Annotated in this window: 22 protein-coding genes and 1 pseudogene; 12 read left to right on the top strand and 11 right to left on the bottom strand. The window is 54.7% G+C overall.

Features of this window, described 5'->3' with window-relative positions:
* Together secD and yajC are read right to left on the bottom strand one after the other, a co-directional pair.
* On the bottom strand, positions 1–1,851 hold the full coding sequence (secD, locus tag NQ012_RS00115) for a protein translocase subunit SecD (protein ID WP_257065395.1): 1,851 nt from the start codon (positions 1,849–1,851) through the stop codon (positions 1–3).
* Between the two features lie 67 nt (positions 1,852–1,918).
* Positions 1,919–2,212: a preprotein translocase subunit YajC gene (gene yajC / locus NQ012_RS00110; protein ID WP_257065393.1), complete on the bottom strand. Its 294-nt coding sequence runs from the start codon at positions 2,210–2,212 to the stop codon at positions 1,919–1,921.
* 176 nt (positions 2,213–2,388) lie between these two features.
* Here yajC and NQ012_RS00105 point away from each other — a divergent pair, with 176 nt between their 5' ends.
* The 7 genes from NQ012_RS00105 (at position 2,389) to NQ012_RS00075 (ending at position 8,757) form a co-directional block, all read left to right on the top strand.
* Positions 2,389–3,450 carry a histone deacetylase family protein gene (locus NQ012_RS00105; RefSeq protein WP_257065392.1) on the top strand — a complete coding sequence of 354 codons (1,062 nt, stop codon included), beginning with the start codon at positions 2,389–2,391 and terminating at the stop codon, positions 3,448–3,450.
* Between the two features lie 21 nt (positions 3,451–3,471).
* Positions 3,472–3,639 (top strand): lipoprotein signal peptidase, encoded by a 168-nt coding sequence (locus NQ012_RS00100; protein ID WP_257065391.1) that lies wholly within the window; start codon positions 3,472–3,474, stop codon positions 3,637–3,639.
* 156 nt (positions 3,640–3,795) lie between these two features.
* The gene (locus tag NQ012_RS00095) at positions 3,796–4,344 is read left to right on the top strand and encodes a carboxymuconolactone decarboxylase family protein (protein WP_257065390.1); all 549 of its coding nucleotides are present in this window, start codon (positions 3,796–3,798) and stop codon (positions 4,342–4,344) included.
* A 95-nt stretch (positions 4,345–4,439) separates the two neighbouring features.
* Positions 4,440–5,543 (top strand): acyl-CoA dehydrogenase family protein, encoded by a 1,104-nt coding sequence (locus NQ012_RS00090; protein ID WP_257065389.1) that lies wholly within the window; start codon positions 4,440–4,442, stop codon positions 5,541–5,543.
* A 227-nt stretch (positions 5,544–5,770) separates the two neighbouring features.
* Positions 5,771–6,571 (top strand): ABC transporter ATP-binding protein, encoded by an 801-nt coding sequence (locus tag NQ012_RS00085; RefSeq protein ID WP_257065388.1) that lies wholly within the window; start codon positions 5,771–5,773, stop codon positions 6,569–6,571.
* An 88-nt stretch (positions 6,572–6,659) separates the two neighbouring features.
* Positions 6,660–7,826 carry an ABC transporter substrate-binding protein gene (locus tag NQ012_RS00080; protein WP_257065387.1) on the top strand — a complete coding sequence of 389 codons (1,167 nt, stop codon included), beginning with the start codon at positions 6,660–6,662 and terminating at the stop codon, positions 7,824–7,826.
* Positions 7,827–8,007: 181 nt separating this feature from the next.
* Positions 8,008–8,757: an ABC transporter permease gene (locus NQ012_RS00075; RefSeq protein ID WP_085365551.1), complete on the top strand. Its 750-nt coding sequence runs from the start codon at positions 8,008–8,010 to the stop codon at positions 8,755–8,757.
* Between the two features lie 178 nt (positions 8,758–8,935).
* Here NQ012_RS00075 and NQ012_RS00070 read toward each other — a convergent pair whose 3' ends face one another.
* Positions 8,936–10,339 (bottom strand): SLC13 family permease, encoded by a 1,404-nt coding sequence (locus tag NQ012_RS00070; protein WP_257065385.1) that lies wholly within the window; start codon positions 10,337–10,339, stop codon positions 8,936–8,938.
* A gap of 216 nt (positions 10,340–10,555) precedes the next feature.
* On the opposite strand from NQ012_RS00070, the gene NQ012_RS00065 reads away from it, so the two are divergent.
* Entirely contained in the window at positions 10,556–11,788 is a 1,233-nt protein-coding gene (locus NQ012_RS00065; protein WP_257065384.1) for an MFS transporter, read from the top strand.
* 366 nt (positions 11,789–12,154) lie between these two features.
* On the opposite strand, the gene NQ012_RS00060 is transcribed toward NQ012_RS00065, so the two are convergent.
* Positions 12,155–13,465: a replication-associated recombination protein A gene (locus NQ012_RS00060; RefSeq protein ID WP_257065382.1), complete on the bottom strand. Its 1,311-nt coding sequence runs from the start codon at positions 13,463–13,465 to the stop codon at positions 12,155–12,157.
* Between the two features lie 77 nt (positions 13,466–13,542).
* A complete protein-coding gene (locus tag NQ012_RS00055) occupies positions 13,543–14,799 on the bottom strand; it encodes a hypothetical protein (protein WP_257065381.1) in 1,257 nt (418 codons plus the stop codon).
* Between the two features lie 123 nt (positions 14,800–14,922).
* On the opposite strand from NQ012_RS00055, the gene NQ012_RS00050 reads away from it, so the two are divergent.
* From NQ012_RS00050 to thrC, 3 genes are all read left to right on the top strand, one after another.
* The gene (locus NQ012_RS00050) at positions 14,923–15,531 is read left to right on the top strand and encodes a sugar O-acetyltransferase (protein ID WP_257065380.1); all 609 of its coding nucleotides are present in this window, start codon (positions 14,923–14,925) and stop codon (positions 15,529–15,531) included.
* 33 nt (positions 15,532–15,564) lie between these two features.
* Positions 15,565–15,918, top strand: a complete 354-nt coding sequence (locus tag NQ012_RS00045; protein WP_257065379.1) for a hypothetical protein — start codon at positions 15,565–15,567, stop codon at positions 15,916–15,918.
* Between the two features lie 108 nt (positions 15,919–16,026).
* Positions 16,027–17,445, top strand: coding sequence for a threonine synthase (gene thrC / locus NQ012_RS00040; protein ID WP_257065378.1), 1,419 nt, complete (start codon positions 16,027–16,029; stop codon positions 17,443–17,445).
* A gap of 60 nt (positions 17,446–17,505) precedes the next feature.
* Here thrC and NQ012_RS00035 read toward each other — a convergent pair.
* Positions 17,506–17,652 (bottom strand): annotated as a pseudogene (locus NQ012_RS00035) (lipoprotein signal peptidase).
* Between the two features lie 86 nt (positions 17,653–17,738).
* On the opposite strand from NQ012_RS00035, the gene NQ012_RS00030 reads away from it, so the two are divergent.
* Positions 17,739–18,515: a ferredoxin--NADP reductase gene (locus NQ012_RS00030; protein WP_257065377.1), complete on the top strand. Its 777-nt coding sequence runs from the start codon at positions 17,739–17,741 to the stop codon at positions 18,513–18,515.
* Between the two features lie 280 nt (positions 18,516–18,795).
* On the opposite strand, the gene lipA is transcribed toward NQ012_RS00030, so the two are convergent.
* The 5 genes from lipA to NQ012_RS00005 form a co-directional block, all read right to left on the bottom strand.
* The gene (gene lipA, locus NQ012_RS00025) at positions 18,796–19,782 is read right to left on the bottom strand and encodes a lipoyl synthase (RefSeq protein ID WP_257065376.1); all 987 of its coding nucleotides are present in this window, start codon (positions 19,780–19,782) and stop codon (positions 18,796–18,798) included.
* Positions 19,779–20,564, bottom strand: a complete 786-nt coding sequence (locus NQ012_RS00020; RefSeq protein WP_257065375.1) for a metallophosphoesterase family protein — start codon at positions 20,562–20,564, stop codon at positions 19,779–19,781. Before NQ012_RS00020 ends, lipA begins: the two co-directional genes overlap by 4 nt.
* An 88-nt stretch (positions 20,565–20,652) precedes the next feature.
* Positions 20,653–21,276, bottom strand: coding sequence for a lipoyl(octanoyl) transferase LipB (gene lipB, locus NQ012_RS00015; RefSeq protein ID WP_257065374.1), 624 nt, complete (start codon positions 21,274–21,276; stop codon positions 20,653–20,655).
* 1 nt (position 21,277) lies between these two features.
* The gene (locus NQ012_RS00010) at positions 21,278–21,550 is read right to left on the bottom strand and encodes a YbeD family protein (RefSeq protein WP_257065373.1); all 273 of its coding nucleotides are present in this window, start codon (positions 21,548–21,550) and stop codon (positions 21,278–21,280) included.
* A 77-nt stretch (positions 21,551–21,627) separates the two neighbouring features.
* Positions 21,628–21,777: integrase core domain-containing protein (locus tag NQ012_RS00005; protein WP_257065795.1), on the bottom strand; the 150-nt coding region annotated here is incomplete at its 5' end.

Here is a 21,777-nt window from a genome sequence, read left to right as displayed (position 1 = left end):
TTACTCCTTACCGGCCGTTTCGGTTTCGGGTTTCCACACCGAGCCGATAGAAATGCTTTGCAGTTTGCGGCGGCGGCCGTACCACAGGTTAACCAGCGCGCGGAACACCACAACCGACGAATACATCGATGTGAGAATGCCCAAGCAGTGCACCACGGCGAAGCCGCGCACGGGGCCGGAGCCGAAAATCAGCAGGGCGATACCGGCAATCAGCGAAGTGATGTTGGAATCGACGATGGTTGCCCAAGCGTGCTGGAAACCCAAGTTAATCGCCTGCTGCGGCGGCGCGCCCGCACGCAACTCTTCGCGGATACGCTCGTTAATCAACACGTTGGAGTCAATCGCCATACCCAGCGTTAAAGCCAGCGCGGCGATACCGGGCAGCGTTAACGTGGCTTGCAGTGCCGACAGAATCGCAATCAGAAAGAGAATGTTGGTGGTGAGCGCGATGGTGGAAAATACGCCCATCAGGCGGTAATACACCACCATAAACGCAGCAACCGCAGCAAAGCCCCACAGCGTGGAGTGGAAGCCTTTGGAGATGTTTTCTTTACCCAAAGAAGGGCCGATGGTGCGCTCTTCCACGATTTCCATCGGGGCGGCCAGCGAGCCGGCGCGCAGCAGCAGCGAAGTGTCGTTAGCTTCGGCGGTGCTCATGCTGCCGGAAATCTGTACGCGGCCGCCGGTGATGGCGGAGCGGATAACGGGGGCGGTAACCACTTCGGCTTTGCCTTGGTCGATTAACACCATCGCCATGCGTTTGCCCACGTTTTGAGCGGTGAGGTCGGCAAAAATATTGCCGCCGGTGCTGTCGAGGTTAATGTTGACGGCGGGTGCACCCATTTCGTCGAAGCCGGGTTGGGCATCGTTGATGTTGTCGCCGGTCAGCTCAACCTGTTTGTTTACCAACGTGGGTTGCGGCTGCTCGCCAGCGCTGTAAAGCAATTCGTAGCCCGCCGGCACGTTGCCCGCCAAGGCCGCCTGAACTTGGGCGGGATCGTCGGAAACCATGCGTACTTCCAAGGTGGCGGTGCGGCCGATAATATCTTTGGCTTTGGCGGTGTCCTGCACGCCGGGCAGCTGCACCACGATGCGTTCCGCACCCGACTGCTGAATCACCGGCTCGGCCACGCCCAATTCGTTAACGCGGTTGTGCAGGGTGGTGATGTTTTGCTTGAGCGCGTCGGTGCGCACTTTGTTGAGCACCTCCTGCGAAAGCGACAGCACCAGGTTGTTGTCCTGCGGAGTCAGCGTGGCTTCGGGGAAATAATTGCGCAGCTGCGGCAGCGCTTTCTGTAAATCGGCGCTGTCTTGAAACGGCACGATCAGGCTGTTTTCGGTTTGGCGCACGGTGCCGATGCGGATTTTCTGGCGACGCAGTTCGCGGCGGATGTCGCCCGAATAACGCTCGAAAGTTTTCTGCATGGCGGCTTTCATGTCCACCTGCATGGTAAAGTGCACGCCGCCGCGCAAGTCCAAACCCAAAAACATCGGGTTGGCTTTGATTTTGGCCATCCATTCGGGGCTGTCGGCCAGGAGGTTGAGCGCGGTGATATAGCCTTCGCCCATGGTGTTTTCGATTACGTCGCGGGCTTTGAGCTGGGTTTCGGTGTCTTTGAAGCGCACTTTCAGCGAATTATCGGCCACAAACATGCCGTCGGTTTGAATGTTGGCGGCTTTGAGGGCGGCGGCCACACGCGCTTCGGTTTGGTCGTTAATGATGATGGATTGTCGGTTGGTGGATACCTGCACCGCCGGGGTTTCGCCGAACAGGTTGGGCAGGGTGTAGATGATGCCCAAAATAATCGTGGCGGCAATCAGCAGGTATTTCCAAAGCGGATAACGGTTCATGTTAAACCTTTATTTTATAAATACAAACAGCCGCAGCACGAATGCGGCGGCTTTTAAGGCGGCGGGCTTACTCGACTTTGCTGGCGATGGCGTTGCGTTCCACTTCAACTTCCACGCCGCGCGCGATTTCCACGGTGAAAAACTGCTCGCCCACTTTGTTGACCGTGCCTTTGAAGCCCGAAGCCAAAATCACTTTGTCGCCGCGTTTCAGCTCGGCAATCATCGCTTGGTGGGTTTTGAATTTCTTTTGCTGCGGGCGCATAATCAGAAAGTAGAACACCACCAGAATCAGCACCAGCGGGGCGAACTGCATCAGCATATTGGGTTGGGCGGCATCGGCGGCATAAGCAAAATCAATCATATTGTCCATTCCTTAACTTGTTGGCGGGTGGCAAACCGTTTGGATTGCCGTCGGAAATAGGCTATTCTAAAGGGCAGGGCGGATTTTTCCAAGAAGTTTCCGTATGGATTAACCATAAATTGCTCAAAGGCCGTCTGAAAAACCACGCTGCGGCATTGAAAACGGGAAACACGGCAATGAACATCATTAAATACATACGCACCAAATTGCGCCGCCTGTTCGGCCGCAAGGCCAAAACGGCATGGATCAGCCATCCGCTGTTTTTGCTGCACGAGCCGGGCACGGGCCATCCCGAATCGCCGCAGCGGATAGCGGCTATTGAGGCGGAGCTTGAAAAACAAGGCATTAAGGGCGTTATGCAGGCCGTGCAGGCGCCCGAAGTAGCCGACAAACAATTGGCTTTGGTTCACCCGCGCAAATATTTGCGTTTTTTAGAATCGGTGCAGCCGCCTGCCGGTAAAATCTACCGGCTCGACGACGACACAGTGATGAGCCACGAATCGCTGCACGCCGCCCGCTATGCCGCCGGCGCGGTGGTGAAAGCCGTGGAAATGGTGATGAAAGGAGAAGCTTTCAACGCTTTTTGCGCCGTGCGCCCACCCGGCCACCATGCCCAAACCGACAAAGCGGGCGGTTTCTGCCTGATCAACAATGTGGCCGTGGGCGCCATGCACGCCATCGCCAATTTCCGCCTGCAACGCATTGCGGTGATTGATTTTGATGTGCATCATGGTGACGGCACGGCGGAAATCTTTAAAAGCGACCCGCGTATTTTGTTTTTAAACAGCTTCGGCGAAGGGCTGTATCCGTTTCCCGAAACCGGCTCCGAGCCGACTCCAAACAGCGTCGACATTGCCTTCGCTCCGCACACCGGCAGCCGGGTGTTCCGCACAACGGTGCGCGAGCAATGGCTGCCCCGCTTGCAAGATTTCAAGCCCGAACTGGTGCTGCTGTCGGCGGGTTTCGATGCCCACAAGCAAGACGAAACGGGCCGTTTGAACCTGCACGAGGCTGATTTTGCCTGGCTGACCCACAAAATCATTCAGTCTGCCGAGAGCGCCAAAGGCCGCGTGGTATCGGTGCTTGAAGGCGGTTACACCTTGGAAAGCCTGGCCGCATCGGCAGCCGCACATCTTTATGTTTTGGCCGGGCTGGGCAAGCCCGAATGCGCGGTTAAATACGACCGGCACTTGAAACGCGGTTCGAAAGAAAATCCGAAAGAGCAAAAGCAAAAATAAGTTTCAGACGGCCCGAGACCTTTGCAAAAAAGCCATCTGCGGCGCATTTCTGCGTTGTGTGCTGCTCGCTCGCTTGCCTATCTATCTGATATGTCTGCGTTCGCTGCGCTGCTACGCCTTGAACTGCATCCACATCTAGCTTTTTTGCAAAGGTCTCGGCCTGCGAAACGTGCAGGCCGTCTGAAATGAATGTTTGGTTTTTCAGAATATTTTGCTTTATTGCACGGTATTGCATAACGTTATAACTTTTCGCTATATCTAAAGCTGTTCTGCTTATTTCCCTTTATCAGCGTTTTTTGATAATGTGCCGCTTTGATTTTCAATATTATTAAGAAGGAAAAAATCATGGCACGTTTAACCGTACACACCGTCGAAACCGCTCCCGAAGCCGCCAAACCGCGCGTGGAAGCCGCGCTGAAAAACAACGGCTTTCTGCCGAACTTAATCGGCGTTTTGGCCAACTCGCCCGAGGCGCTGGCGTTTTATCAGGAAGTGGGCAAGCTCAACGCTGCCACCAGTCTGAGCGCGGGCGAAGTGGAGGTGGTGCAGATTATCGCCGCCAAAACCAACGAGTGCGGTTTCTGCGTGGCAGGCCACACCAAACTGGCCACTTTGAAAAAACTGCTTTCCGAACAAGCAATTGCCGCCAGCCGCGCGGTTGACCCCGCCGCGTTTGACGATGCCAAACTTTCCGCGCTGGCCGCGTTTACCGTGGCCGTGATGGCCAACAAAGGCGCGGTTTCCGATGCCGAACTGCAAGCCTTTCTCGCTGCGGGCTACAACCAGCAGCAGGCGGTGGAAGTGGTGTTGGGTGTGGCGCTGGCCACCCTGTGCAACTACACCAATAATCTGGCCAAAACCGAAATCAACCCCGAATTGAAAGATTTCGCTTAAAAGGCAGACATGATAGGCCGTCTGAAAAGTTTTCAATGTTTTCAGACGGCCTATCCGCTTGCCGTATTTCCATATCCTCTTTTTCGGAGAACCCCATGTCCCGCGAAACCCTGCTGCAAAATATCGCCGACCTCGTGCAAACCGACCTTGTTCCTTTGGTGGAAGACATCGACCGCAAAGGGCTTTACCCCGAAGATTTCCTGCGCAAAGCGGGCGGGCTGGGCGGCTTTGCCTGCGTGGGCAGCGAAGCCGAAGGCGGCAGCGGTTTGGGTTTGGGCACGCAGATTGCCGTGTTGCGCGAAATCGGCAAGGCCTGCGGCGCCACCGCCTTTTCGGCATGGTGCCAAGCCGCCTGCGCCTGGTATCTGCACCAGACGCCCAATCAGGCGGTAAAACGCTACCTGCCCGACGTGTTGGGCGGCAAAGTGCTGGCGGGAACGGGGATGTCGAACACCGTCAAACACTTGGCGGGCATCGAGGAGCATCTGCTTCAGGCGGTGGAAACCGAAGGCGGCTACACCGTAAACGGCATGCTGCCGTGGGTCTCCAACCTCGGCGAAGACCATATTTGGGCTAATACCGCGCAAACCGGAGGAGGTTATGTGATGTTTATCACCGGCGCCGCGCGCGAAGGCGTGTCGCTGATTGCCTGCCCCGAGTTCTGCGCGCTGGAAGGCACGCGCACGTTTGCGATTAAGTTCGACAACGTTTTCGTGCCGCATGAAGACGTTTTGGCCGCGCCCGAACAGTTCGCCGACTTTATCAAAACCATCAAAGCGGGCTTTATCCTGCTGCAAATCGGCATCGGCGCAGGCATTATCGACGGCTGCCTGCACGAAATCGCGCTGGCCGACGTGGGCAGCGAAACCAATTATTTCTTAGACCACGGCCGCGACGCGCTGCAAAAGCGCCATCAGGCCCTGCTGGCGAAAACCATGAAACTGGCCGACGAAGCCTACCTCAACCAGGCCAATATGCTCGAAACCCTGCAAACCCGCGCCGACGCTTCGCAACTGTGCCTCGACGCATCGCAATCGGCCGCCCTGCACGCCGGTGCCAAAGGCTATTTGATGTCCAGTCCCGTGCAGCGCCGCCTGCGCGAAGCCATGTTCGTCGCCATCGTTACCCCCGCCTTGAAACACTTGCGCAAAGAAATCAGCGATTTGGAATTTATGGGCGGCGACGAATTTTCGATTTAAACCAACCGGATAAGGCCGTCTGAAAACAATAAACAATGTTTTTTCAGACGGCCTGGCCGACAAAACCTCCTTCCTGCAAAGCAGAGATAAAGTCAATTAGTTTGATAATAGAGCACACGTCATACTCGGGCTTGACCCAAGTATTTTGAGTTTCGACAACAATAAGATACTCGGGTCAAGCCCGAGTATGACGGAACTGCTCCCGACACGACACGCAAGGCAAAACCATGACCGCCGCACTTTCCGTTGACAACCTTTCCCTCGGCTACCAAGAGCAAGGCCGTCTGAAAACCATTCTGCAAGATTTTTCCCTCACCGTGGCGCAGGGCGAGCTGGTGAGCCTGCTCGGCCCCAGCGGCGTAGGCAAATCTTCGCTGCTGCGCGTGCTGGCGGGGCTGAACCGCCCGCTGCAAGGCAGCGTTTCGCTGTTGGGCGAAAACGTGGAAAAGCCGCACCCGCGCGTAGGCTTCGTGTTTCAGACGGCCTCTCTGCTGCCGTGGCTGAACGTGCGCGACAACGTTGCTTTCGGTTTGGACTTCAAAAAACAGCCGCATATCGGCAAAGCCGAATTGAAATGCCGTGTGGAAGACGCGCTGGCCGAAGTGGGGCTGAGCCATGCGGCCGACCGGTTTCCGGCCGCACTTTCGGGCGGCATGGCGCAGCGCGTATCCCTTGCCCGCGCGCTGGCGCGCCAGCCGCAGGTGCTGCTGCTCGACGAACCGTTTTCCGCGCTCGACGAAGTGATCCGCGCGCAAATGCAGGATTTGCTGCGCGAAATCGTGAGCCGCCACCAAACCGCCGCCGTGATGGTAACGCACGACATCGACGAAGCCCTACTGGTATCCGACCGCATCGTGTTAATCGGCCAAACCCCCGGCCGCATCCTCGGCACCTGGCAGCCTCAGCACGCCTTCCCGCGCCACGACAAACTGTGGGAGATGAACGCCATGCGCGGCGAAATTTTGCAGTCGCTGCATCACGCGCAGCAATACAGTATGCAGGCCAAAACGGTGGATTTTGTGATTTAGATTGCGTTTTCAAACATGACAGGCCGTCTGAAAGCCGATAAAAGCCGTTTCACACACCGCATTCATTCAAGATTGATACAAAGACCTTATGCACACCCGCCGCGATTTCCTCAAACTTTCCGCCTTATTCGGCGCCGCTGCCGCGCTGCCGCTGCTGCAAGCCTGTTCCAAACGCGCCGCCGCCGATCCAAACGCACCGCTTACCATCGGCTACCTGCCGATTCTCGACGCCACGCCGCTGTTGGTGGCGCACGGCACGGGGCTGTTCCGGCAAAACGGCGTGGAAACCGTGAAACCTGTTTTGTTCCGCTCTTGGGCAAGCCTGGTGGAAGCGTTTTTAAGCGGGCAGGTGAATTTGATTCACGTACTCTCGCCGATGAGCGTGTGGATGCGCTACGGCAGCCAAGCCCCCGTTCGCGCGCTGATGTGGAACCACACCTGCGGCTCCGCGCTGACCGTGCGCCCCGACATTCAAAGCGTGGGCGATTTGCAGGGGCAGACGGTGGCGATACCGTTTTGGTATTCGATACACAACGTGATTGTGCAGCAGATGATACGGCGGGCCGGTTTGCAGGTGGTGGAGAAAAACCCGCGGCAGGGTCAGGTGCGGCTAACGGTGATGCCGCCTTCGGATATGGTGCCGGGGCTGGCTTCCAAGCAGATTGCGGGCTTTATCGTGGCCGAGCCGTTTAACGCGCTGGCCGAAGCCAAGGGTGTGGGCAGGGTGCTGCGCTTTTCGGGCGATATTTGGAAAGACCACGCCTGCTGCCTTTCGATGATGCACGACCACGATATCCAAAACCGCCCCGAATGGGTGCAAAAGGTGGTTACTTCGCTGGTGCAGGCCGCCGCATGGGCGAAAAGCCACCGCATCGAAACCGCCAACCTGCTGGCCAAACAGGGCGTGCAGAAATACACCCCGCACGATGCGAAAGTGTTGCGCAGCGTGTTGCAGCCCGAGCCGGTGGCGTGGGGCAAATATGAACGCGACGGCGCCATCAGGCACCTTGATTGGCATCAGAAGCGCATCGATTTCCAACCTTACCCGTTTCAGTCGTATAGCGAAATGCTGGTTACGCTGTTGCAGCAAACCCATCTGGCGGGCGTGAACACGTTTTTGCAGGCGTTGAACCCCGCCGAAGCGGCGAAAGAGCTGTTTGACACGCGCTTTGTGGAAGCGGCGTTAAGGCCGTCTGAAATGATGCAGGTGTTCGGCTTGCAGGGTTTAAATAGGAAAGAAGTGTTTGAAATCTGAGGCCGTTTGAAATAACAAACCCCGTTTGTTTACCGGCAAAATCTTAAACGCAATATCTTGCTTAACAGCCGTGCGTGCCGTGCCAACCCTGCGGTGCGGTATGCGGAATATTTTCAGACGGCCTCCAAGCAAAAGGCAGCAGGCCGTCTGAACACATATCATTGGAAATAAAAGGAAAACCATGAAGTCAAACAACTATCTGCTCGGTGGATTAGGGCTGCTGGCCTTGCTGGCCGTTTGGCAGGCCGGTGCCGTGCTGTTGGCGCAGAATATGCCGCTGGCCAACCTGCTCGCACCTGCGCCGGCGTTGGGCAATCTCGGCGTTCTGCTTTCAGACGGCCAGTTGTGGCCGCATATCTGGGCGAGTTTGCAGCGCGTGTTTGTGGGCTTGTTTTTCGCGCTGCTAATCGGCGTGCCGGTGGGGTTTGCGTTGGGGCTGTCGCCCAAAACCGAGCAGGCCGCCAGCCCCGCTTTCCAGTTTCTGCGCATGATTTCGCCGCTTTCGTGGATGCCGGTGGTGGTGATGCTGTTCGGCATCGGCGATGCGCCGATTTATTTCCTGCTTGCCTTTGCCGCCGTGTGGCCGATTATCCTCAACACCGCATCGGGCGTGAAAAACATCAACAAACAGTGGCTGGAGCTGGGGCGCTCGCTTTCGGCCACCAAGGGCGAAATGCTGTTTAAAATCATGTTGCCCGCAGTAACCGGCGATATTCTGAACGGCCTGCGGCTGGCCATCGGCATCGTGTGGGTTGTGCTGGTGCCGTGCGAAATGCTGGGCGTAAACGAGGGGTTGGGTTATTTTATTCTCGATACCCGCGACCGTCTGGCTTATTCGGAGCTGATGGCCGCCATCGTGTTAATCGGCTTAATCGGCTGGGCGCTCGACAGCGGTTCGCGCAAACTGGGCAACTGGTGGAAGCACGGTTAACGGCGTCCGCCGACTTGATATCGATGGAAATACGGCGGCTTACCGGATTCAAGAATCCCGTTGGCGCAAAAAACATTTGATTTCGGGTTTGCAACAGCAACAATGCGGGCGTTCCAACAAAGCTTACAGGCCGTCTGAAAACATTTTCAGACGGCCTGTTTGTTACCACTTCAAGGGTTTAAGCGTAGAACGCGTAAGCCCACAAAGCAACGAGGAAGATACAGAGGATATTCAGCAGCAAACCCACGCGCATCATATCTTTCTGTTTCACCAACCCTGTGCCGAACACGATGGCGTTGGGCGGGGTGGCAACCGGCAGCATAAAGGCGCAAGAGGCGCCGACGCCGATCACAAACACCATCACTTCTTTCGGCAGCCCCATTTGCGTGGCCACGCCGGCGAAAATCGGTACCAGCAGCGCGGCAGAGGCGGTGTTGCTGGTGAATTCGGTTAAGAAGATGATGAAAGTGGCCACGATGAAAATCACAATCAGCGGATGGGCCAAAGCAAAAGTGGTGGCAACCTGTTGGCCGATGGCTTCGGAAGCACCGGAAACCTGCATCAGATTGCTCAGGCAGATACCGCCGCCGAAGAGCATCAGCACACCCCAGTCGGTATTGCGGGCCACTTCTTTCCAGCGCGCCACGCCCAACACCACCACGGCAACGGCGGCAGTCAGCGCAACAACGGTGTCGGGGTTGGAAATGCTGAATACGTCTTTGATTTTCGAGCCGAATATCCACGCGGTGGCGGTGGCGATGAAAATCAGCATGGCCAGCACGCGGTGCAGCGTCCACGGAATATGTTCGGCTTTTACTTCCACGCGCTCGCTCAGATTGGGGCGCAAAATGATATAGAGTGAAAACAGCATCAGCGGCAGCATCAGCAGCATCATGGGCAGGCCCATTTTCATCCAGCCCATAAAGTCCAGATCCAACGCTTTGGCGGCGATGGCGTTGGGCGGCGAACCGACGATGGTGCCCAAACCGCCGATGCTCGCGCAGTAGGCGATGCCGAGCAGCACGAACACAAAGGTTTTGCGCTCTTTTTCTCTATCAAGGTGATCCATCATACCCATGGCCAGCGGCAGCATCATGGCGGCGGTGGCGGTGTTGCTGATCCACATCGATAAGAAAGCGGTTACGAAAAACAGCATCAACACCGCCACTTTCATATTGCCGCGCGAAAGCGAAATCAGCCATACGGCGATTTTGCGGTCGAGCCGCTGCATATGCAGGGCTGCGGCGAGTGCGAAGCCGCCGAAAAAGATATAGATAATCGGGTCGGAAAAGCTGCTCATGGCCTTTTTGATGTCCATGTCGGGGAAGCCCAACAGCACGGACAGCAGCGGCACCATCAGCGCGGTTACGGTGATGTGCACCGCTTCGGTAAACCACATAATCGCCACAAACACCAACACAGCAATGCCTTTGTTGGCGTTGGTGTCGTAGGGCAGGATATGGTAGATGCCGAAGCTGACGATGGCTGCGATAATGGCGGTGAACAGGCCTTTGAAATCGGTTATCGGTGCCTGCGCGCTGAGCAACTCGATGTTTTCGGGTCGGTTTTTATCAGGAGTCATGGTGTAGTTTCCTGTTTGTTGGAAAATAGGTTGGCGGGGGTGCCGCCGGACGCTGAGATTGGAAAGGCAGTATAAGTGTAAGCCGATGTAGCTGTAAAGAATCTGTAAACAAACCTTTCCGGCAAAGCACCTGCGCCCTTGCTTTTTCAGACGGCCTTCGCTATAACCGCCCTTGTTGTGCAATATTACGGCGGCAATAAACAGAAAGTGTAAAGTATGGACACAATCCAATCACACCCGCACACCCTGCGTTATTTATGGCTGCTGGTTTTGGCGGCGGCTTCGGTGCTGATGATTACCATGGGCATCAGGATGTCGCTGGGGCTGTTTGTGCAGCCCATGGTGCGCGATACCGCTTTGAGCATCACCGGTATCAGCTTTGCAATGGCGGTAACGCAGCTGATGTGGGGCGTATCGCAGCCGCTGACCGGCGCGCTTGCCGACCGCTTCGGCGCATGGCCGGTGATTTTTTGGGGAACGCTGCTGCTGGCCGCCGGTTGCGCGCTGGTGCCGTGGCTGCCTACCACTTGGGGACTGACCCTAACGGTGGGCGTGATGATTGCCTTCGGGGCCGGGGCGGGCAGCTTTTCGATTCTGATGAGCCAAGTGGCCAACAAAGTGCCGCCGCAGATGCGCGGCACGGCTTCGGGCATCGTGAACGCGGGCGGCTCGTTCGGGCAGTTTCTGTTCGCACCGGTTGTGCAGGGGCTGATTTTCCTGCCTGCCGCCGGCTGGCGCGGCGCGATGTATGCGCTGGCGGCCATCAGCCTGCTGGTGATTCCCGTTTCGCGCTGGCTCACGCGCGGCGATGCCGATGCTGCGGTTCAGACGGCCTCTGCGGCAAACAGCGGCCAAACTTTAAAACAGGCTTTGGCGCAGTCGTTTAAAGACCGCAGCTATATTCTGCTGCATCTGGGCTTTTTCACCTGCGGCTTCCATATCGCCTTTCTGGTAACGCACCTGCCTTCCGAAGTGGCGTTGTGCGGCCTGCCGCCCGCCGTGGCTTCGTGGTCGTTGGCGATTATCGGCCTCACCAATGTTATCGGCAGCCTGATGGTAGGGTGGGCGGTCGGCCGCTGGCGCAGCAAATATCTGCTGTTTTGGATGTATGGCTCGCGTGCACTGCTGATTGCGGCATATCTGGCCATGCCACGCACCGACGTAACGTTTTACCTGTTCGCAGCAGGGCTGGGGTTAACGTGGCTGGCCACCGTGCCGCCCACCGCCGCCATCGTCGGCAAACTGTTCGGCATACGCTATTTGGCCACTCTGTTCGGCTTAACCCTGCTGTCGCACCAAATCGGCGGATTTTTCGGCGCTTATTTGGGCGGCTGGGCCATCACGGCATTCGGCGATTACGGCTGGATGTGGTATGCCGACATGGCGCTGGCCGCTGCGGCAGCGTTATTGAACCTGCCGATTCGCGAAAGCAAAGTACAGCGTGCATAGCAATAAGCGGTTGTGCCAGATAAACTGAGATTTAAATTATTGGCATATAGGTGTAGGAAATTCCAGCGTTGTTTACACTTTCCGTTTTTTGCATGCAGGCCCATTTTGGGATTTTTGAGGGTTGTCAAGAATGCCGAAAGGCGCGGCGGAGCCGCATCGTTCTTGAGAATGCTCAAAAATCACGAAACCATCATTCCAGCAAAAAATAAAAGTCGTTTAGCATAAAAAGTGTAAACAACCCGACCTTTTCCCACACTTCAGGCCGTCTGAAAATAATATTTCAGACGGCCTGAAGCCTTTGAAAGCCTTATCGTTTTTTAAACATTTGAATCATATTCGGCTTCGAATGCCGACCGGATTCCAACATCACTGCCCGCTGCCTGCCTCGTCATCAAGCTGTTTGAGCCAAGCGAGTTTTTCGGCGATTTTGATTTCGAGGCCGCGCGGCACGGGTTGGTAGAAATCCGGCTCGGCCAGGCCGTCGGGCATATAGCTTTCGCCGGCGGCGTAGGCGTGCGGCTCGTCGTGGGCGTAACGGTATTCGCGGCCATAGCCCAGTTCTTTCATCATTTTGGTGGGGGCGTTGCGCAGATGCACGGGCACTTCGTCGCTGGCGTTGTTTTTCACGAAGTCGCGCATTTGGTTGTAGGCCGTGTAGCCGGCGTTGGATTTGGCGGCGGCGGCCAGATAGAGCACAGCCTGCGCCAGCGCGAGTTCGCCTTCGGGCGAACCCAAGCGCTCGTAAGTGGCGGCGGCCTCGTTGGCAATCTGCATGGCGCGCGGGTCGGCCAGGCCGATATCTTCCCAGGCCATGCGCACGATGCGGCGGGCTAGGTAGCGCGGGTCGGCGCCGCCGTCGAGCATACGGCAAAACCAATACAGCGCGGCATTGGGGTGGGAGCCGCGCACAGATTTGTGCAGGGCGGAAATCTGGTTGTAAAAGCTCTCGCCGCCTTTGTCGAAGCGGCGGATTTGTGCGCCTAGGCTTTCGGCGAGAAACTCGGGAGTGAGTTCGTTCAGGCGGCGGGTGGCGGCTGCGCGCAGCAGTTGTTCCAACAGATTCAGCAGCCGGCGCGCGTCGCCGTCGGCGGTGTTGCACAACAGTTCGCGGGCATCGCCGTTAATGGCAAAGCCTTGGTAATCGGGCAGGGCAAGCACTTTATCAATCAGTTGCTGCAAATCCTGCGCCGAGAGCGGCTGCAACACATACACCTGCGCGCGGCTCAATAGGGCGGGGTTGACTTCGAACGAAGGGTTTTCGGTGGTGGCGCCGATAAAGGTAAGCAGGCCGCTTTCCACATGGGGCAGAAACGCATCCTGCTGGGCTTTGTTGAAGCGGTGTACTTCGTCGACAAACAAAATCGTCGAGTGCCCCTGTTGCAGGGCGGTTTCGGCTTTCAGAATGGCTTCGCGGATGTCTTTCACACCCGAAAACACGGCCGACACGGGCAGAAACTGGGCGTTGAAACTCTGTGCCAAAATCCGTGCCAGCGTGGTTTTGCCCACGCCCGGCGGCCCCCACAGCAGCATGGAATGCGGCTTGCCGCCTTCCACCGCCATCCGCAGCGGTTTGCCTTCACCGATTAAGTGCTGCTGGCCGATAACGTCGTCGAGCGAGTGCGGGCGCAGGCGTTCGGCGAGCGGGGCGTCGGGCTGGCGGGAGAACAGGTCTAGCATGGTTGCTTTTTCATCTAATAGAATAGACAGTTCAATTCTAGCAAACTATCTAAAAACACACAGCTTAAGAAGGGTAATTATCTTGCCTTAGGCATAATATCTATATATCGAGGATTCATAATTTGTAAAGAATTTGCATTAATAACGACACAGTAATCAGCTATTTTTTTACTTTCTTTATCTCCCTTATCATTGCGTACGGTAGCAGGGCAAAATACTTTGGTATTGCCTAAATTCCAAGCCATATATCCATATAATGCATTATTCCGCTTCTCCGGCCGGGTTGAACAATCAGACTTCTTTTCTTCACCGGTTTTAATCTGTTCATTTAATAATGCAGAACAGCTAAAGTTTTGTTTCAGCCTGCGCAGATCCATTTTATCGATACCATTTATTTCTTGGCGGCCATTGTTTCTTTGGAAATTATTATGCAGCAAGTACCATGCAGCATGTTGAGGAGTTTCAACAAAGCGTATAGGAATCAACATGCGTAAAGCAAAATTATTCGACCACATTGCAGCTAATAAGATTATCAAAATCGAAAAAACAAAAGGAGTGGCAAAAATAATTTTATTGTTTTTATTGTTTTTATTGTTTTTAGAATATGATGATAAATACTCTATTGCTACACAAATATTTATAAATAATAATACACAGAAAATAATAACAAATAAATATTGTGTCATTCCTTCAGGCAGCCATGTTGCTGTTGAAAGCATGCTTAAAACTTGAATGGGTGCCATACCTAAAGTAGAAAATGCAATAGGAAGCAGATAGATGAAAAATTCTTTACAAGAGTACAATGGGTTAGATTTTATACATGAATTTTTTTGATCGGTTTTACGTTTGAAAGCAATCCATGAAATTATATAAATAATAATATAAGTAATAATAGGAGAAAATAGCATTGCCCACATCGATGTCGTTATAACCCAATTTGGTAATTCTTTTTCACAACAATCATATAAAATAATTGCAATGATAAGACATAGAAAGATAAGCAAGGGAAAAGATAGAATAAAAATTAACCATGATTTTCTGATGCGGTTAATAAAATTATTTTTCTCAATATCCGATAAGAATGAAAGAAAGCTGTATGGTGTCGCAAATCCAATAAGAAATAAGAATAAAAACACGCCTAAAACAACTAATATTGCAGACAGGCTGGAAGGATTGCTTATAACTTCTGCAAAAACACTTGGCTGTTGAATGAAATCTAAATAATTGTTTGTTAAAAAACCACCTAATATTATACTAAACGGTATAAGGCCTGTTAGTATTTTTACTGCTATTGTCAGATGATCAACGAAATCTATTTTTTTAGATTTATACATTATCAATTACTCCTAATTTGAAGGATATATAGTTATTCGTTACGAAGTTTTCCCGCATTATAGCGTGTAAGCCGCAGCCCGATGCGGTACAATAGCGCCTGTTTTGTTTCAGACGGCCTTCCGATGATGAAAACCGAACGCGAAAAAATGCTGGCGGGTATGCCGCACAATGCTTTGGAAGCCGGTTTGGCTGCCGAGCGCGACCGTGCCAAAGAGCTGCTGCACGACTACAATATTTGCACCCGTCCGGGCGATACGGCTGCGCGCGAAGCGATTATCCGCCGCCTGTTCGGCAAGGCGGGTAAAGATGTTTTCATCACCCAGCCGTTTTATTGCGACTACGGCACCTATATCGAAGTGGGCGACGGCTTTTACACCAATTTCAACTGCACCATGCTCGATGCGGGCGGTATCACCATCGGCAACGGCGTGCTGCTGGCGCCCAATGTGGGGCTTTACACCGTTGGCCACCCGCTCGATGCGGATTTGCGCGCCCAAGCCTATGAAGACGCCAAGCCGATTGTAATCGGCGACAATGTATGGATAGGCGCGCAGAGTATTATTCTCGGCGGCGTAACCATCGGTAACAACACCGTGGTGGCCGCGGGCAGTCTGGTTTGCAAAGATCTTCCCGCCAACGTTTTGGCAATGGGTGCTCCCTGCCGCGCGGTGCGGGAAATTACCGACGAGGATAGGGCGGCCTACCTGGCCAGAATCCGGGCGGCCGGATAAGAATTTTTACCACTTGTTTGAAAAAGGGAAATCATGAAAAAAATCATTGCATTGCCGTTTGCCTTGCTGCTCGCCGCCTGTGCCGCCGACGGCAATATGAACAGCGGTTTTGGGGTGGGCAACTCTTTGATCACCGCAGCGGTGGACAACCAATGCCGCACCGAGCTGAACAAACGCAACGAATGGCGCATGATCGCGCTGGCGATGACGGCCGAAAAACAGCAGGAATGGGAAGACAAAATCTGCGGCTGCGCCAGCGAAGAAGCCCCCAACCAGATGACCGCCAACGAAATGGTGCAGATCGTCAATCCCGCCACCCGCACGCAGGCCGTGGCCTCGGTAACCGCCAAAACCGTAACCGCCTGCATGAAGCGTTTATACCGTTAATAACCTTTTCAGACGGCCTGTTCGCATGCAACAGGCCGTCTGAAAACATTTGAAACATTTGATGCCGTTTGGCGTGTTTACCCGATTATTTATTTAAGAAACAGAGTCATGAAATATATCAGCACCCGCGGAGCCACCGCACCCAAACCGTTCAGCGAAGTATTATTGATGGGGCTTGCGCCCGACGGCGGCCTGATGCTGCCCGAACACTATCCGCAAATAGATGAAGCCACCCTGCAAAAATGGCGCGGCCTGAGCTATCCCGAGCTGGCGTTTGAAATCATGAGCCTGTTCGTTACCGATATTCCCGCCACCGATCTGCGCGACATCATTAACCGCACCTACACCGCCGAAACTTTCGGCAGCGCCGAAATCACACCCGTGCGCACGCTTTCAGACGGCATCAAAATCCAGGCGCTTTCCAACGGCCCCACGTTGGCGTTTAAAGATATGGCCATGCAGTTTTTGGGCAATGCGTTTGAATATGTGCTGGCCAAAGAAGGCAAACAGCTCAATATTCTCGGTGCCACCAGCGGCGACACTGGCTCCGCCGCCGAATACGCCCTGCGCGGCAAAAAAAGCGTCAACGTGTTTATGCTTTCGCCCGACGGCAAAATGAGTAGCTTCCAGCGCGCGCAGATGTTCAGCCTGCAAGACGAAAACATCCATAACATCGCCGTTGAGGGCATGTTCGACGACTGCCAAGACATCGTGAAAGCCGTGCAAAACGATGCCGGCTTCAAAGAGAAATACCACATCGGCACCGTCAACTCCATCAACTGGGGGCGCATCGTGGCGCAAGTGGTGTATTACTTCGCCGGCTACTTCAAAGCCACCGACAACAACGCGCAGAAAGTGAGCTTCTGCGTGCCCAGCGGCAACTTCGGCAACATCTGCGCCGGCCACATCGCCCGCCAAATGGGCCTGCCCATCCGCCGCCTGATTGTCGCCACCAACGAAAACGACGTGCTCGACGAATTTTTCAAAACCGGCGCCTACCGCCCGCGCACCGCCGAACACACCCACGTTACCTCCAGCCCCTCGATGGACATTTCCAAAGCCTCCAACTTCGAGCGCTTCGTGTTCGACCTGATGGGCAGAAACGCAGCGGAAATCCAAACATTATGGGCAGAAGTCGGCAGTGGCAAAGGTTTCGACTTGGCGGCGAAACTGCAAGAAGCGCACGAAAAATACGGCTTTGCCTCCGGTAAAAGCAGCCACCGCGACCGCTTGGAGACCATCGCCGAAGTTTACCGCACCGACGGCGAATTAATCGACCCGCACACCGCCGACGGCGTCAAAGTGGCGCGCGAAGTGCGCGAAGCGGGCGAAACCATCGTCTGCCTCGAAACTGCCCTGGCCGCCAAGTTTGAAGACACCATACACGAAGCCGTAGGCAGCGTAACCGTACCGCGCCCCGCCGCGCTTGCAGGCTTGGAGCAACTGCCCCAACGCGTAACCGTGGTGCCCAATGATGCGGAAGCGGTGAAAAACATTATCCGCACAACCTTGGATAAGGCCGTCTGAAAAACGCCCTGCCGGGCAAACATTGTGATGAGAAATGTTTTTGTTTAGAATGCCGTATTTTTAATCAAACAGAGACCTTTGCAAAACCCCTAGATGTGGATGCAGTTCAAGGCGTAGCAGCGCAGCGAGCGCAGACATAACATAGAGTTAGGCAAGCGAGCGAGCAGCACACAACGAAGAAGTGCGCCGCAGATGGGGGGGGTGGATAGGTCTCAAACAATGATTTTTCAGACGGCCTTGGGGCCGTCTGAAACCGTATTTCATTTTTATCGTTCTCAAAAGAAAGTATCCGAATGGCAGCGTTCAACACCCAAACCGTTCTTTCCGTACACCATTGGACGGATTCCTACTTCACCTTCACCTGCACCCGCGACGATTCTCTGCGTTTTGAAAACGGCCAGTTCGTGATGGTGGGCCTGATGGTGGACGGCAAACCGCTGATGCGCGCATACAGCGTGGCCAGCGCCAACTGGGAAGAACACCTCGAATTTTTCAGCATCAAAGTGCCCGATGGCCCCCTGACCAGCCGCCTGCAACACCTGAAAGTGGGCGACGAAGTTTTAGTGAGTAAAAAACCCACCGGCACCCTGATTTGCGGCGACCTGAACCCCGGCAAAAACCTCTACCTGCTCTCTACCGGCACCGGCATCGCCCCGTTTTTGAGCATCACCAAAGACCCGGAAGTTTACGACCAGTTTGAAAAAGTGATTCTGGTGCACGGCGTGCGCTACAAAAAAGATTTGGCTTATTACGACCGCTTCACCAAAGAGCTGCCCGAACACGAATATCTGGGTGAACTGGTCAAAGAAAAACTGATTTACTACCCCGTGGTATCGCGCGAAGAATACCCGCACCGCGGCCACATCACCGACCTGATGAAAAGCGGCAAAATGTTCGCAGACATCGGCCTGCCGATGATGAACCCCGAACACGACCGTGCCATGCTGTGCGGCAGCCCCGCCATGCTGAAAGACATCAGCGCGGTGTTGGACGAATTCGGCCTGAAGGTTTCGCCGAAAATGGGCCAGCGCGGCGATTACCTGATTGAGCGCGCGTTTGTGGATCAATAATTAGCATTCGCAAGCATCAGGCAAAATCTGTCGGCAGCTTGTCCAAACCCCTGCCGTTATAAAACCACTTCCGTCATACTCGGGCTTGACCCGAGTATCTGTTATTTCTTTTGAAACAAAAAGATGCTCGGGTCAAGCCCGAGCATGACGTAGAGGTTTTAAGATGCTGAAAGGAATTTTGCAAAGGTTTCAGGTTTTTTAGTTGGTAATTTGAATTTTCCAAAGACATCAGGCCGTCTGAAACATTTCAGACGGCCTGATTGCTTTAAAAACGCCTTTATTAAAGGTTAACGTTTAAAACGTTTTCCTGCAAAGCCTGCGAGGCTTGTTCGTCGGCGTGGTAAGAGCTTCTGACCATTGCGCCGATGGCGGCGTTGGTAAAGCCCATTTCGTAGGCTTCCTGCTCGAATGTTTTGAATTGTGCCGGAGTAACATAGCGCAAAACGGGCAGGTGGCCGTCTGAAGGTTGCAGGTATTGGCCGACGGTAATCATTTCGATGTTGTGCGCGCGCATATCGCGCATGATTTCGCGCACTTCTTCGTCGGTTTCGCCCAAGCCGACCATAATGCCCGACTTAGTGGGGATGTCGGGCTGCATTTCTTTATAGCGGCGCAAGAGTTCGAGCGAGTGTTGGTAATCGGAACCGGGGCGAGCCTGTTTGTAGAGGCGCGGGTGGGTTTCGAGGTTGTGGTTCATCACGTCGGGCGGGGTTCGGGAAAGAATGTCCAAGGCGATGTCGAGGCGGCCGCGGAAGTCGGGCACTAGGATTTCGATTTTGGTTTGCGGGCTTTTTTCGCGGATGGCGTTGATGCAGTCGGCGAAATGCTGGGCACCGCCGTCGCGCAGGTCGTCGCGGTCAACCGAAGTAATGACCACATAGCGCAGTTTCATGGCGGCTACGCTTTCGGCCAGGTTTTTCGGTTCGTTGGGGTCGAGCGGGTTGGGACGGCCGTGGCCTACGTCGCAGAAAGGGCAGCGGCGGGTGCAGATGTCGCCCATAATCATAAAGGTGGCGGTGCCTTTGCTGAAGCATTCGCCGATATTGGGGCAACTGGCTTCTTCGCACACGGTGTGCATTTTTTGATCGCGCAGAATGTTTTTGATTTCAAAAAATTTCTTGCCTGTGGGCAGTTTGGCGCGTATCCATTCGGGTTTTTTCAGCTTTTCTTCCAGCGGCACTACTTTGATGGGGATGCGTGCGGTTTTGGCGGCGCCTTTGTGCTTGACGCCTTGGGCGTTGTTTGATTTGACGGTTTCGTTGTTCATGGCTGATATTCCGGGTTAACGGTTAGGGTGCCGGCCGGCAGGGTTTGTGCCGGTGGTGTACGGCCGTATTGTAAAGCATAAGCCCAGTCGGTGCGGTGTTCTTTTTGTGCTTTGGTAACGGCAGCTTCATGGGGGTAGGGCACGGTAAAGTGTTCGGTCGTCCAAATGTTTTGCCGTTTGTCAATTATGGCGTAGCGTGCGTGGGGCGAGCCGCATTCCACCACATGGGGCGGTTGGTCGTCCTCATAGGCTTGCAGGCCGACGCTGCCGGGGTTAACCAGCAGCATATCGTCGATATGGATGCTGCGCGGTATATGGGTGTGGCCGCAAGCGATAACGGCGGCGCTGGCATCGCCCAAACGTTGGCGGATTTCTTTTTCGGCAGACAAAACCGTCCGGCCGTTCACGATGGATTCCATCAGATAAACCTTATCGCCGTGCGGGCTGCCGTGGCAGAGCAGGATATCTTCGGTTAACGGCAGGATGGCGGGCAGGGCGGCCAGCCACGCCCATTCCGGCTGCCCCAGTTGCAGGGAGGTGAAACGGTCGGAAAGGCTTTGTTTGGCGGCAGACTGGGTGAGCAGTTGGCGTTCGTGGTTGCCTGCAACCGTCGGCCAGTTTTCGGCCATGAGAAATTGCGCCGTTTCCTGCGGCCACAGAGGACCGGAGAGGCTGTCGCCCAAATTGGCCACGGCATCGCAACCACGCCGGCGGATGTCGGCTGCAACGGCTTCCAAGGCCGGCAGGTTGCCGTGTATGTCGGAAATCAGGGCTAAACGCATGGCGGTTTCAATAATCTTTGGGACGTTGGTGGGAGGAGGGCGGTTTTGCCGTGCCCCGCTTGTTAATGCCTGTTGGAGGCGATGGTTTTCAGACGGCCTCTGCTGCCGATGGTTCCAGTTTTTGCTGTAAATGTGCGGTCAGCTTTCCGGCCACCTCGGCAAGCGGCGGGCAGGGTGTGAGAAAATCGGCCATCTGCACCATTTCCATGCCTGCGTAGCCGCAAGGATTGATTTGCAGAAAAGGCGATAAATCCATATCAACGTTCAATGCCAGGCCGTGATACACCGAGCCGTTTTTAATCCGTAACCCCAAAGAGGCGATTTTGCGCCCGTTTACATAAACGCCGGGGCGTTGCGGGTCGGCGGCGGCGGCGATGCCGTATTCGGCCAACGTGGCGATAATGCTGTTTTCAAGGGCGCTCACGATATTGCGCACACTGGTTTTGCGGCGTTTGAAGTCGATTAGCGTGTAAACCACCAGCTGGCCCGGGCCGTGATAGGTGATTTGGCCGCCGCGATCAATCTGCACCACGGGTATGCTGCTGTGCAGCAGCAGGTGTTCGGGCTTGCCCGCCAAGCCTTGCGTGAACACGGGCGGGTGTTCGACCACCCACAGTTCGTCTTCTGTGTGGTCGGTGCGCCCGGCGTTAAAGGTTTTCATGGCCTCGAACACGGGTTGGTAGTCAGTCAGGCCCAAGTGCACGGTTTTCATGTTACAGCACCATTTTCACCAGCTCGTGGCCGGTGAGTTCGCGGTAGATATTGTTCAGCTGTTCTTGATTCTGCACATTGGCCGCTTCCACGGTTGCGCCCAGATAATTGCCTTTGCTGCTCGGGCGCACGCTGATGTGGTACGCCTGGGTTTCAGGCGCGTGCTTTTGCACGCAGGCGAGCACCAACGAAGCAAATTCGGGGTGCTGAACCCCCATCACTTTAATGGTGAAGTTGCAGGGAAATTCGATTAAAGAAGTGTTTTGTTCGGACATGGTGTTTCCTTAAAAAGGCTAATCAGGCCGTCTGAAAAAATTTTTCGCTTTTCAGATGTAGGAAATGGTCGGGTTGTTTACACAACAGGTTGAGAAAAATAAGCCTGTAAAACCTCAAAAGGGGTGTCGCCTTTCAGGCTCTTGTGGGGCTTGACGGTGTTATAAAAGTTAACAAAACGACATAACTCTTTTTGCCGGTGTGCCGAATCCTTAAACGGATGCTTGTC

Origin of the sequence: Neisseria dentiae (genome assembly GCF_024580525.1) — a bacterium.
GTDB lineage: Bacteria > Pseudomonadota > Gammaproteobacteria > Burkholderiales > Neisseriaceae > Neisseria > Neisseria dentiae_A.
The sequence above is the reverse complement of the archived record's forward strand: the minus strand, read 5'-3'. Positions and strand labels throughout refer to the sequence as shown.